Here is an 11,561-nt window from a genome sequence, read left to right as displayed (position 1 = left end):
CACCTCGGCGACCGCGAGGCCGGCCACGACGCCGGTCTCGCGGGAGACCACGTCGGCCACGGCACGCCCCATCTCGGGCATCGCCGCGCTGGTGACGTCGTCGGCGCCGCCGGGGAGGTCCTCCTCGAAGGCGGCGACGACGTGGCCGTAGACCTCGACGGGGTCGAGACCGGCGGCGGCCAGCTCGTCGACGAGCGGGCGCGGGAGCCGGGCGTAGGAGAGCCGCGCGATCACGGGTGGACCTCGCCGTCGCTGGGGGCCGCCGGGCTGAACGCGCAGGTGGTCTCGCCGTCGCGCATGATGACGTCGAGGTGGCCCGACCACTCGGCGTCGTCGCGCTCGGGGAAGTCCTCGCGCCAGTGGGAGCCGCGGGTCTCCTCGCGGGCGGTGGCGGCGTCGGCGACCGCGGAGGAGATCGTCAGCAGGTTGGTCGTCTCCCAGGCGTCGAGGTCGACGAGGTCGGCGGGCGTGGCGGCCAGGCCGTCGAGGTAGTCGGTCACGCCGGCGAGGCCCTCGGCGTTGCGCAGCACCCCGACCCGGGTGGTCATGGCGTCCTGCAGGCCGCGGCGCACCGCACCGGGCACCAGCCCGGCGGTGCGGGCGTCGACCACCGGCTCGCTCCACGGGCGCAGCTCGCCGGGCAGCACCGCGGCGATGCGCCGGGAGAAGACGAGGCCCTCGAGCAGGGAGTTGGAGGCCAGCCGGTTGGCGCCGTGCACGCCGGAGCAGGCGACCTCGCCGGTGGCGTAGAGACCGGGCACGTCGGTGCGGCCCCACAGGTCGGTGCGCACCCCGCCGGAGGCGTAGTGGCAGGCGGGCGCGACGGGGATCAGCTCGGTGACCGGGTCGACGCCGTGGGAGCGGCAGGTGGCCAGGATGGTCGGGAAGCGGCGCTGCCACTTCTCCTCGCCGAAGTGGCGGGCGTCCAGCCACATGTGCGGCCGGTCGGTCTCCATCATCCGGCGCATGATCGCCTTGGCGACCACGTCGCGCGGCGCGAGGTCGGCGAGCTCGTGCTGGCCCTGCATGAAGCGGTCGCCCGCATCGTCCACCAGGAAAGCGCCCTCACCGCGCACCGCCTCGGAGATGAGCGGCTGCTGGCCGACCGAGTCGGCGCCGAGCCACATGACGGTGGGATGGAACTGCACGAACTCCAGGTCGCGCAGCGTCGCGCCGGCGCGCAGCGCGAGCGCCATCCCGTCGCCGGTGGAGACCACGGGGTTGGTGGTCTGGGAGAAGATCTGGCCCATCCCGCCACTGGCCAGGACGACCGCGCGGCAGCGGACCATGCCGACGCCGTCGCGCTGGCCCTCCCCCATCACGTGCAGGGTGACGCCGGCGACGGCACCGCCCTCGCCGGCGGGGCCGTCGAGGAGCAGGGCGACGGCCAGCGCCCGCTTGATGATCTCGATCTCCGGCGCCCGACCGACGGCCTCGATGAGCGCCCGCTGGATCTCGGCGCCGGTGGCGTCGCCGCCCGCGTGCGCGATCCGGTCGCGGTGGTGGCCGCCCTCGCGCGTCAGCGAGAGCTCCCCGGCCGGGTCGCGGTCGAACTGCGCGCCCAGCGCGATCAGCTCGTGCACCGCCGCCGGCCCCTCGGTGACCAGCGCCCGCACCGCTTCCGGGTCGCAGGCACCCGCGCCCGCCACCAGCGTGTCGAGCTCGTGCTCGGCCGGGGTGTCCTCCGGACCGAGGGCCGCGGCGATGCCGCCCTGCGCCCACCGCGTCGAGCCGGCCGCGAGCCGGTCCTTGGTGACGACCAGGACCTTCCCACCCTCGGGGCCGAGCTCCTCCTTCAACCGCAGCGCGGCGGTGAGGCCGGCGATGCCGGAGCCGATGACGACGACGTCGGCGGTCACCGACCAGCCCGGGTCGGGGGCGGTCAGCCGGCCGGGCAGGCGGCGCACGGGGGCGAGGACCTCAGGGGTCGCCCCGGGCGTGGGTCGTGGCATCGGGTCAGGCTAGCGGTGCGGCCGCGGCGGTCTCAGGAGCGATCCGGGTACGCCGGGTCAGCGACCCGAGCCGGTGCTGCTCGCCACGGTGTCGCCGCGGACGAGCCCGTCGCCGTCGAAGGTCTCGGCCGGGTCGAAGCCGGTGGCCATGATCTTGTTGTCGGAGTCGACGAAGACCACGTGCGGCTTGAGCTCCTTGGCCTCCTCGGTGGTTATCTGGGCGTAGCCGATGAGGATCACCAGGTCGCCGGGGTGCACCAGGCGCGCGGCGGCACCGTTGATGCCGATGACGCCCGAGCCGCGCTCGCCGGCGATCGTGTAGGTCTCCAGGCGGGCGCCGTTGTCGATGTCGACGATGTGCACCAGCTCGCCGGCCAGCAGGTCCGCGGCGTCGAGGAGGTCCTCGTCCACGGTCACCGAGCCGACGTAGTGCAGGTCGGCCTGCGTCACGGTCGCGCGGTGGATCTTGCTCTTCATCATGGTCCGGAGCATCAGTCGATCCTTCCGATCGTCAGGGGCAGGTTGTCGATGAGTCGGGTGGTCCCGACCCGGGCGGCGATGAGGATGCGGGCCTCGGTGCCCGGCTCGGGGTCCTCAGGGAGCGGGTCGAGGTCGGGGGTGGTGATCTCGAGGTAGTCCAGGTCGACCCCGTCGGACTCGCGGAGCACCGCACGCGCCGCGTCGAGGGCGGGGCCCACGCCGTAGACGGCGTTCTCGGCTGCGGCGTACAGGGTGCGGGACAGCGCGGTGGCCTGACGGCGCTGGTCCTCGTCGAGGTGGACGTTGCGGCTCGACAGCGCCAGGCCGTCGGGCTCGCGGACCGTCTCGGCGCCGACCACGTCGACGCCCATGCAGAGGTCCTCGACCATCCGGCGGATGAGCACGAGCTGCTGGTAGTCCTTCTGGCCGAACACGGCCACGTCGGGACGCACCAGCCCGAAGAGCTTGGCGACCACGGTCAGCACGCCCCGGTAGTGGCCCTTGCGGCTGCGGCCCTCGAGCACCTTGGCCAGCGGACCGGGGCGCACCATGACGGCGTCGTCGTCGCCGGTGCCGCGGGGGTACATCTCGGCGACCTCGGGGGCGAAGACCACGTCGACGCCCTCGCGCTCGCAGACCTTGAGGTCCGCCTCGAGCGTGCGGGGGTAGTGCTCGAGGTCGGCGGCCTCGCCGAACTGGGTGGGGTTGACGAAGATGCTGGCCACCACGGCGCCGTCGCCGACCAGCGAGCGGGCCTCGCGCAGGAGCGCGGCGTGCCCGTCGTGCAGGGCCCCCATGGTCGGCACGAACCCGACCCGGCGGCCCTCGCTGCGCGCGGGCGCCAGGACCGCGGCCAGCTCGGCGCGGGTGGTGACGACGACCGGGGCGCTCATCGGCGCACCTGCTGGGCCGACTGCTGCTCCTGGGCCCACTGGTGGGCCGGAGCATCGGCCACCGCCGCGTCGAGCAGCTCGTTGATCTTCAGGGCGCGGATGGGCAGCAGCCGCCCGTCGGTGACGGCGCGGCCCAGGGTCGCCCGCGCCAGTGCGACGTACGACGCCAGCGACTGCGGCGCGTTGGCGCGCAGGTCCGCGAGGTGCGCCTCGACGGTCCCCGCGTCGCCCCGCACGATGGGACCGGTCAGCGCGGCGTCGCCGTGGGCCAGGGCGTTGTCGAGGGCGGCGGTGAGCAGCGGGCGCAGCGTGGCGGCCGGGTCGTCGGCGCCGGCGGCGGCCAGCACCTCCATCGCCTCGGTCACCAGCGTGACCAGGTGGTTGGCGCCGTGGGCCAGGCCCGCGTGGTAGAGCGTGCGCATCTCCTCGGGCACCCACATCGGGCGCCCGCCGAGGTCGGCGACCAGGCCCTCTGCGACGGCACGCTCCCCCTCGCCGGCGGTCAGGCCGAAGACGCAGCCGGCCAGCCGCTCCAGGTCCACGGCGGTGCCGGTGAAGGTCATCGCCGGGTGCACGGCCGCGACCCGGGCGCCGACCGCGGCGGCCGGCTCGAGGACCGACAGGCCGTGGCGGCCCGAGGTGTGCACGACGTACTGGCCCTCGCGGATCGCGCCCGCACCCACCAGCGTGGAGACGACGTTGCCGAGCATGTCGTCGGGCACCGTCAGCAGCAGCAGCTCGCACTCGCGGGCCACCGCGGACGGCTTGGCGTTGGGAACGCCCGGGAGCAGCGTCTCGATGCGCTCCAGCGTGGCGTCGGAGTCACCGGCGGCAGCCACGACGTGGTGGCCGGCGGCGCGCAGCCGGGCGGCGAGGACGGCCCCGACGCGACCCGCGCCGACGACGCCCACCCGCAGGGCGGGGTGGACCATGGTCTGAACCTTTCGTTCCAGTCCCGCCGACCACCCGGGAGGCTCCCGGGCCGGTGTGGGTACCGGACGTTGTGCTCGAACTTTCGGCATCCACGGTACGCCGCCCGAAACGCCCCTGTAACCCGATCAGGGGTGTGACCTGGCCGACACCGGTGACCGGGGTGGGGCGCTGGGTCGACGTGGGCTGAGTCTGAGGGGCGGGGACGCTCCCGTCCACCCGCACCCCCCGGCGGAGGGGAACCACCCCTTCCGCTCCTTCGTCGCTCCAGGGGGGCCAGGCCCATCCACCCTCCGCCGGGGGTGCGGCCGGCCGTCCGCGCCCCCGCCGCTGTGGGCTCAGCCCACCTCGAGCGGGCGCGGGGCGCGGGGCAGCCAGGTCTTCGTGACGTGGTCGACGATGTGGACGCCGTCGGGGGCGGTGATCTCGTGGACGCCCGGGGGCAGCTGGCCCTCCTTGAGGGCGTGGAAGACGGCCCACTCGCGGCGCTTGCGGCGGTTGCGCCAGGAGGTCGCGAAGGACTCGGGGTCGGTCCAGTGGGCGAACTCGTCGCCGTCGAGGTACTTCAGCTCCACGCACAGCCCCTGCGGCAGACCGATGGAGCGGCACTGCTCCGGCGTGCTGCGGATCTCCCACTCGAAGGCCTTGGTGAACACGAAGTCCGGTCCGACGGGGTAGCCCCACTCCTCGGCGTTGCGCAGGCCGAGGTCGAGGTAGCCGTGGGAGTCGGAGTCGAGGTAGAGGCCGTGGCGCGGGACGCGGATGATCGACTGGACGCCGCCGATCTGCCAGGTCAGGTCCGACAGCGAGACCTCGCCCTCGGTGGTGAGGACCATGTCGCCGTCCCACTTCCACGAGTAGCGCGTCTGCACCAGCGAGAAGCACCAGTTGTAGAAGTAGGACAGCGAGTGCACCGACAGCTCGTGCTGGCCGAGGTGCTCGGCGCCGGCGCGCGCGACCTCGAAGGGGTACGACGCCTGGGTCAGCTTGTCGGCCAGGCCCGCCTTCGCGGCCGTCTCGGCCGCGACCTCGGGGGTGCCGTCGGTGGAGCCGTTGTCGACCACGATCACGTGGTCGGTGGCCCGCAGCAGCGGCGGGAGCACGAAGGGCAGCGACGGCGCCTCGTCCTTGACCCGCAGCACCGCGGTGGCGCCGGCCCGCAGGCCGCCGGGGCGGTTCCACGGCCAGGTGATGTCGAAGTCGGTGTGGCCCTCGAGGTTGGTGAGGCCCTGGGGGTTGCGGATCGCGTTCACGCTGCTCCGTCCTGGTGGTGGGTCGGGCTCAGCGCTCGCGGCCGACGGCCTTGCGCAGCCCACGGCGCACGCCCGGCGGGATGGCGGCGCGCAGGCCGTGCGGCAGCTTGTCGGCGGCGTACGACGGCTCGCCGGCCTCGACGGGGGCGGCGCCCTCCTTGCCGGGCTTCTCGCGGCCGCGGCGGGTCTTCTGCTCGGCGGCCACGACCGAGGAGCGTGAGATGGCCTCGGACTCCTCGTAGAGCTCGACGTACCCCTCGCGCAGCTGGTCGAGCGCCTCGTGCACCTCGGGGGTGTCGCCACCCTCGTCGGCGAGCTTGTTGAGCTCGGTCCAGGTGTCGGCGACCAGCTCGTGCAGGCGCTTGGGGAGACCGAGGTCGTCGAGGCTGCCGGAGACGCGGCGCAGACCGGGGTCGACGAAGCGGTGCGCGTCGCGGATCCGCTCGGACTTGGCGTGCAGGATGTGCTGGAGGCCGAGCTGCTCGCCGGTGTACATGACGGCCTTGGTCCAGTCGTCGAGCAGGTCGCCGTACCGGATGAAGACCCGACCGCCGTCGGCGACCGACTCGCGGGTGGCGCGCTCGGTGTGCAGCAGCATGTTGAGCCAGCTGGCGGCCAGGTGGGCCGAGCCGAGACGGTTGGCGTAGTACTTCTGCTTCGAGCCGACGACCTCGCTGGGCGGGCGCAGCATCGTGGCGAAGACGGGGGTGGCACCGCAGCGGATCGCGGCCACGCGCCACAGCGAGAGGAACCAGCTCAGCCTCGGATCCTTGACGACCAGCTCGGGGTTGACCGCGAAGTGCCCCTCGAGCCACTCGGCGGTCCTGATCCGCTCGGGCTCGCGGGTGGAGACGCGACCGGTCTCGAACCACGCGTCGGGACGGCTGTCGCTGACCTGCACGACCGCCTCGCGCAGCAGGCGCGAGTGGTGCTCGACGGCCCACGCGGGCTCGGCGAAGCCCTTGGGGTTGGTCTCGTCCGGCTCGACCTCGGGCTGCGGGACGTGCAGCCCCATGATCTTCATCAGCCCGGCCATGGTGCTGGTGCCGGAGCGTCCGGCGCCCGCGACGAAGAGGACCTTGCGGTCATACGACATCGGGTCGGGGTCGGCGGGCACGGTGAAGGCGTCAGGCTGGGCACTCACGGGAGGGGACTCTATCCGCCTGAGGCCCTCCGACCCGCACCGCTAGCGTTCTCGCATGAGTCTCTGGCGTCGGGCCCGTCCGCTGCTGTCGGTCGTGGTGCCGGCCTACGACGTCGAGGACTACCTCGGCGAGTGCCTCGACAGCCTGCTCGCACAGACCTACTCCCCCCTCGAGATCGTGGTCGTCGACGACGGATCGACCGACTCCACCGGCGTGGTCGCCGACTCCTACGCCGCCGCCCACCCCGGCCGGATCCGGGTGATCCACACCGACAACCACGGCCTCGGTGCCGCCCGCAACGCCGGCACCGAGGCCGCCACGGGCGAGCTGCTCGCCTTCGCCGACAGCGACGACGTCGTGCCGCCGACGGCGTACGACGTGATGTGGCGCCAGCTGCGCCGCGGCGCCGACTTCGTGACCGGCTCGATCGCTCGGTGGGAGGGCGACCGGCTCGAGGAGCCGCGGTGGATGAAGCGGCTGCACCCGCGGCGGATGGCCTTCATCGACCAGCACCCCGAGATCCTCGGCGATGTGTTCGCGTGGAACAAGCTGTTCCGCCGGGAGTTCTGGGACCGCGCGGACCTGTCGTGGCCGGTGGGCGTGCGCTACGAGGACCAGCCGACGACCACGCGGGCCTACCTCGCCTCGCGGCGCTTCGGGGTCGTGCCGGACGTCGTCTACCACTGGCGGATCCGGGTCGACGGCTCCTCGATCACCCAGCAGCGCTCGTCGCTGGAGGACCTGCGCGACCGGTGGCGCACCAAGCAGATGGCCCTGGCCGCCGTCGAGGACTACGGCGACCCGAAGGTGCTCAAGGTGCTGCGGGAGAAGGTGCTCGCCGGCGACATGCACCGCTACTTCACCGAGATCCCCGGCTGCACCGACGAGTGGTGGGCGCTGCTGCGCGACGGGGTGCTCGGGATCTGGGGCGGCGACCGGTCGCTGACCAGGTCGATCCTGCCGCCGGTGCACCGGCTGTGCGGCTACCTGGTCGAGCAGGGCCGCCGCGAGGAGGCCGAGCTGGTCATGCGGCAGCGTGCCCTCGGTCCGATCGGGCGGCGGCGTACGCCGGAGGGAGAGCTGCTCGACGTGCCGTTCCTCGACCGGGCCACGCTGCCCCGGGCCGCGCTGGAGGTGCGACCCGGGGAGTGAGGGGCCGGCGGGCGGGTCGGCGTCGGGGGCGCTCCCGGCAACCGGCACCCCCCTCCCCTTCGTCGGAACCACCCGTCTCGCTCGTCCCTCACGAGCCGGGGGCCAGGCCCATCCACCCTCCTCCGGGGAGGGGTGCCGGCCGCCGTCCGCGCCGCGGACGCCGACCGACACGCTGGCTCCTCAGGTCAGAGGAGCCCCTCGGACTCCAGGAAGTCGCGGGCGACGTCCTCGGTCTGCTCGCGGTCGACGGTGATGCGGCCGTTGAGCTCGGTGAGCTTCTCGGTGGTCAGCGCGGCCATCAGCGGGTTGAGGACGTCGGCGACGTCGGGGTTGGCCTCGAGGAACTCGTCGGAGACGGCGGGCACGAGGTTCTGCGCGGGCTGGATCTCGCGGTCGTCGTCGAGCACGACGAGGCCGAGGGAGTCCAGGGTGCCGTCGGTGGTGGAGGTCAGGCCCAGGTCGGACTCGCCGTCGAGGACCGACTGGTAGGTCTGGTCGGAGGCGTAGCCCAGCGGCAGGATCTTGGTCAGCTCGATGCCGTAGTCGTCGGTGAGGCCGGCGCCGCAGTCGAGGCGCCCCTCGCAGTCGGGAGCCGCGGCGAGCACGAGCGACTCGCCCTCGAGGTCGGACAGCGCGCTCCAGCCCTCCTCCTCGGCCCGCTCCTGGGTGACGAAGAAGGCGTTGGTGTCGGTGGCCTCGGAGAGCTCGAGCAGGGTGATGCCGGCGTCGTCGAGCAGGTCGCTGCCCTGGTCGGCGAGCTCCTGGCCGTCACCGGCCACGAACGGCTCGGCGGAGTCGCCGCCGTCACGGCTGTTGAGGAAGTTGACGATGCCGCCGACGTACTCCGGGACGACGTCGACCGAGCCGGGGAAGTCGGACATGTAGGCGTCGCGGGCGTCGACGAGCTTCACGGTCGGCTCGTAGCCGGCGTCGGAGAGCAGCAGTTCGTACATCGAGGTGACCAGCGCGGCCTCCGGGAAGGACTGGCTGGCGATGGTCACCGGGCCGCCGCCACCGGAGGGGGCGTCGTCGGACCCGGTGTCGGAGGCGAGGTCGTCGCCGGCACAGGCCGAGGCGAGGAGCAGGGTGCCGACGGCCAGCCCGGAGGCGGCCGTGCGCAGGAGAGAGCGTCGCAGCGTCATGGTTCCACCGTAGGGGCCTGCGCCGACGGCTCGCTCTCACCCGTCCGTGCGCCGGACGCGCGCGCCCCGGGCGTCCCCGGCGGCGTGACGGCCCGCTGCACCCACGCCGCCGTGAGCTCGAGCACCAGCGCGACCGCGGCGACCACGATCGCGCCGGCGATGCCCTTGCCGTACTGCGTACGGAAGAAGCCGTCGGTGATCACCCGCCCCAGCCCCGGCCCCGCCACGAGCGCGGCGATGGTGGCGGTGGCCCAAACCTGCACCAGCGCCAGGCGTACGCCGGAGGCCACCAGCGGCAGCGCCAGCGGCCACTCCGCGCGCCGGAAGACCTGGGCGCCGCTCATCCCCATGCCGCGGGCGGCGGCCCGGACGTCCTCGGGGACCTCGCGGACCGCGGTGTAGGCGTTGGTGATGATCGGTGGCAGCGCGAAGAGCGCGAGCGCGACCAACGTGGCCGCTCCCCCGCGGCCGAACGGCCCGAGGGTGGCCGTGCCGGGGAAGTGGCCCCCCGTCCAGCCCCACGGGTCGGCGGTGACCAGCAGCGCGAGCAGCGCGAAGGTCGGGATGGCGCGGCCGATGTTGGAGACGTTGACGGCGAGGAAGCCGCCGCGGCCGAGGTGACCCAGCCAGAGCGCGAGCGGCAGCCCGAGGACGAGCGCCAGCGCCAGGGCTCCCGCGGTCAGCAGCAGCTGCTGGGCAAGCAGCTCGAGCATGCCGCCGTCGCCGGTCCAGCTGCCGGCGTCGGTCAGGTAGCGCCAGGCGTCCTGCAGCACCCTCATGCCGCGACCCCCCGCTGCCACGGGGTCAGGAACCGTCGCGTGAGCACCAGCAGCGCGTCGAGGAGGACGGCCAGCACCACGCACAGCACGGCGGCGGTGAAGAGCTCGGCGCGGAAGTTGCCCTGCACCCCGTCACGGATGAGGTTGCCCAGGCCGCCGTAGGACACCAGGCTGCCGACGGTCGTGAGCGCCACGGTGGAGACGGTGGCGACGCGGAGGCCCGCGACGAGGACGGGCACGGCGAGCGGCAGCTCGACCTTGAGCAGCAGCCGGCCCTCGCCGTACCCGAGCCCGCGCGCGGCCTCGCGCGCCTCCTCCGGCACCGCGCGCAGCCCCTCGAGGAGGGCGCGGACCAGGATCGTGAGGGCGTAGAGGCCCAGGCCGATCACCACGGTGGTGGCTGACAGCCCGGTGAAGGGCACGAGCAGCGGGAAGAGCGCGATCGACGGCACGGTGTAGAGGCCGGTGCTGACGCCGAGGATCGTGCCCTCCAAGCGCGGCACCCGGCGGGCGAGCAGCGCGAGCGGGAAGGCGATGAGCAGGCCGAAGGCGACCGAGGCGACGGTGATCGCGACGTGCTGGACCGTCGCGTCGACGATCTCGGGGCGGTAGTCGCGCACGTAGTCCCAGCAGAACCACTCGTTGACCAGCCGGCTGTAGCAGCGGGCGTCGGCAGTGTCGGCCGCCGCGCCGGCGACCGTGGACGCGCCCGTGGACGCCGTGCTCAGCGCCAGGCTCGATCCCAGGGGGGTGGACGCCGCCGCGAGTAGGGTCACCGCATGGACGCTACCGGCTCCCCGGAGACGACCCCGATGATCCGGCTCTCGGGTGTCGGGAAGAGGTACGCCGACGGGACCGTCGCCGTCCACGACCTCGACCTGGAGGTCGGCCGGGGCGAGACCGTCGTGCTGGTCGGGCCGTCGGGGTGCGGCAAGTCGACGACGCTGAAGATGATCAACCGGCTGATCGAGCCGACGACGGGGACGATCGAGATCGACGGCCGGGACGTCACCGGGGTCGACCCGGTGCAGCTGCGGCGCGGCATCGGCTACGTCATCCAGCAGGTCGGGCTGTTCCCCCACCAGAAGGTCGTCGACAACGTGATGACCGTGCCCGTGCTGGTCGGGACGTCGCGGTCCGAGGCGCGCTTGCGGGCCGAGGAGCTGCTCGACCTGGTCGGGCTCGAGCCCGACGTGCACGGACCGCGCTACCCCCACCAGCTCTCCGGGGGCCAGCGGCAACGGGTCGGCGTGGCCCGGGCGCTGGCCGCGGACCCGCCGCTGCTGCTGATGGACGAGCCGTTCGGGGCCGTCGACCCCGTGGTGCGGGTGCGGCTGCAGGAGGAGTTCCGCGAGCTCGCCCAGCGGCTCGGGACCACCGTCGTCATGGTCACCCACGACATCGACGAGGCGGTCCGGATGGGCGACCGGGTCGCGGTCTTCGCCGAGGGCGGCCGGTTGGCCCAGGTCGGGACCCCGCTGGACCTGCTCGCCCGCCCCGCGGACGACACGGTCGCCCGCTTCGTCGGGTCCGAGACGGGGCTGCGCCGGCTCAGCGTCGTACCTCTGCGGCGGGAGGACCTCGAGCCGCTCGACGGCGTGACCGGGGGCCAGCTCGGGGCGGCCATCGACCTGGACTCCACGCTCGAGGACGCCCTGGCCGCCATGCTGCGCGAGGACCGCGCGATGGTCGGCGTCCGCGACGGGGCCGCCTTCGTCGGTGTCCTCACACCTGCCGGGGTGCACCGGGCGCTGCGGGCAGCCCTGGCGGAGTGAGCAGGAGCCGGCCGGGTTTGTCGGCTAGCCGCTGAACCCGGAAGTGGGACGACGGAGCTT

11 protein-coding genes and 1 pseudogene are annotated in these 11,561 nt (G+C 73.7%); 2 read left to right on the top strand and 10 right to left on the bottom strand.

The features are described 5' to 3' along the window. The 7 genes and pseudogenes from A6R01_RS12675 to A6R01_RS12645 all read right to left on the bottom strand — a co-directional run. Positions 1–234: pseudogene (locus A6R01_RS12675) on the bottom strand (nicotinate-nucleotide diphosphorylase (carboxylating)); the annotation flags it as partial. Continuing rightward, entirely contained in the window at positions 231–1,952 is a 1,722-nt protein-coding gene (locus A6R01_RS12670) for an L-aspartate oxidase (protein WP_292606401.1), read from the bottom strand. The gene A6R01_RS12670 and the pseudogene A6R01_RS12675, both read right to left, overlap by 4 nt. A gap of 57 nt (positions 1,953–2,009) precedes the next feature. Then, positions 2,010–2,444, bottom strand: a complete 435-nt coding sequence (gene panD, locus A6R01_RS12665) for an aspartate 1-decarboxylase (protein ID WP_292606399.1) — start codon at positions 2,442–2,444, stop codon at positions 2,010–2,012. Next, positions 2,444–3,325, bottom strand: a complete 882-nt coding sequence (gene panC, locus A6R01_RS12660) for a pantoate--beta-alanine ligase (RefSeq protein ID WP_292606397.1) — start codon at positions 3,323–3,325, stop codon at positions 2,444–2,446. The genes panD and panC overlap by 1 nt, the downstream gene beginning before the upstream one ends. After that, positions 3,322–4,257, bottom strand: coding sequence for a Rossmann-like and DUF2520 domain-containing protein (locus A6R01_RS12655; RefSeq protein WP_292606395.1), 936 nt, complete (start codon positions 4,255–4,257; stop codon positions 3,322–3,324). Before A6R01_RS12655 ends, panC begins: the two co-directional genes overlap by 4 nt. Positions 4,258–4,593: 336 nt before the next feature. After that, complete coding sequence (locus tag A6R01_RS12650) at positions 4,594–5,508, bottom strand: hypothetical protein (RefSeq protein WP_292606393.1); 915 nt, start codon at positions 5,506–5,508, stop codon at positions 4,594–4,596. A gap of 28 nt (positions 5,509–5,536) precedes the next feature. Next, on the bottom strand, positions 5,537–6,652 hold the full coding sequence (locus A6R01_RS12645; RefSeq protein WP_292606391.1) for a sulfotransferase family protein: 1,116 nt from the start codon (positions 6,650–6,652) through the stop codon (positions 5,537–5,539). Positions 6,653–6,707: 55 nt separating this feature from the next. On the opposite strand from A6R01_RS12645, the gene A6R01_RS12640 reads away from it, so the two are divergent. Then, positions 6,708–7,805 carry a glycosyltransferase family 2 protein gene (locus A6R01_RS12640; protein ID WP_292606389.1) on the top strand — a complete coding sequence of 366 codons (1,098 nt, stop codon included), beginning with the start codon at positions 6,708–6,710 and terminating at the stop codon, positions 7,803–7,805. 185 nt (positions 7,806–7,990) lie between these two features. Here A6R01_RS12640 and A6R01_RS12635 read toward each other — a convergent pair whose 3' ends face one another. Genes A6R01_RS12635 through A6R01_RS12625 form a run of 3 tightly spaced genes read right to left on the bottom strand, consistent with a single transcriptional unit; the run spans position 7,991 to position 10,502 of the window. Further along, positions 7,991–8,947: an ABC transporter substrate-binding protein gene (locus tag A6R01_RS12635; protein WP_292606388.1), complete on the bottom strand. Its 957-nt coding sequence runs from the start codon at positions 8,945–8,947 to the stop codon at positions 7,991–7,993. Then, positions 8,944–9,726, bottom strand: coding sequence for an ABC transporter permease (locus A6R01_RS12630; RefSeq protein WP_292606387.1), 783 nt, complete (start codon positions 9,724–9,726; stop codon positions 8,944–8,946). The genes A6R01_RS12635 and A6R01_RS12630 overlap by 4 nt, the downstream gene beginning before the upstream one ends. After that, positions 9,723–10,502 carry an ABC transporter permease gene (locus tag A6R01_RS12625; protein ID WP_292606385.1) on the bottom strand — a complete coding sequence of 260 codons (780 nt, stop codon included), beginning with the start codon at positions 10,500–10,502 and terminating at the stop codon, positions 9,723–9,725. Before A6R01_RS12625 ends, A6R01_RS12630 begins: the two co-directional genes overlap by 4 nt. A 3-nt stretch (positions 10,503–10,505) precedes the next feature. Between A6R01_RS12625 and A6R01_RS12620 the strand changes: the two genes are divergently transcribed. Further along, positions 10,506–11,501 carry an ABC transporter ATP-binding protein gene (locus A6R01_RS12620; protein WP_292606383.1) on the top strand — a complete coding sequence of 332 codons (996 nt, stop codon included), beginning with the start codon at positions 10,506–10,508 and terminating at the stop codon, positions 11,499–11,501. Positions 11,502–11,561: the final 60 nt, after the last annotated feature.

The sequence above is a fragment of the Nocardioides sp. REDSEA-S30_B4 genome, from assembly GCF_001627265.1.
GTDB lineage: Bacteria > Actinomycetota > Actinomycetes > Propionibacteriales > Nocardioidaceae > Nocardioides.
Note: the sequence above shows the minus strand (reverse complement) of the source record. Positions and strands in the feature narration are given on the sequence as shown.

Coding starts and splice junctions, on each gene's coding strand:
- A6R01_RS12670 (WP_292606401.1), bottom strand. CDS start 1,952: ATGCCACGACCCACGCCCGGGGCGACCCCTGAGGTCCTCGCCCCCGTG.
- panD (WP_292606399.1), bottom strand. CDS start 2,444: ATGCTCCGGACCATGATGAAGAGCAAGATCCACCGCGCGACCGTGACG.
- panC (WP_292606397.1), bottom strand. CDS start 3,325: ATGAGCGCCCCGGTCGTCGTCACCACCCGCGCCGAGCTGGCCGCGGTC.
- A6R01_RS12655 (WP_292606395.1), bottom strand. CDS start 4,257: ATGGTCCACCCCGCCCTGCGGGTGGGCGTCGTCGGCGCGGGTCGCGTC.
- A6R01_RS12640 (WP_292606389.1), top strand. CDS start 6,708: ATGAGTCTCTGGCGTCGGGCCCGTCCGCTGCTGTCGGTCGTGGTGCCG.
- A6R01_RS12635 (WP_292606388.1), bottom strand. CDS start 8,947: ATGACGCTGCGACGCTCTCTCCTGCGCACGGCCGCCTCCGGGCTGGCC.
- A6R01_RS12630 (WP_292606387.1), bottom strand. CDS start 9,726: ATGAGGGTGCTGCAGGACGCCTGGCGCTACCTGACCGACGCCGGCAGC.
- A6R01_RS12620 (WP_292606383.1), top strand. CDS start 10,506: ATGGACGCTACCGGCTCCCCGGAGACGACCCCGATGATCCGGCTCTCG.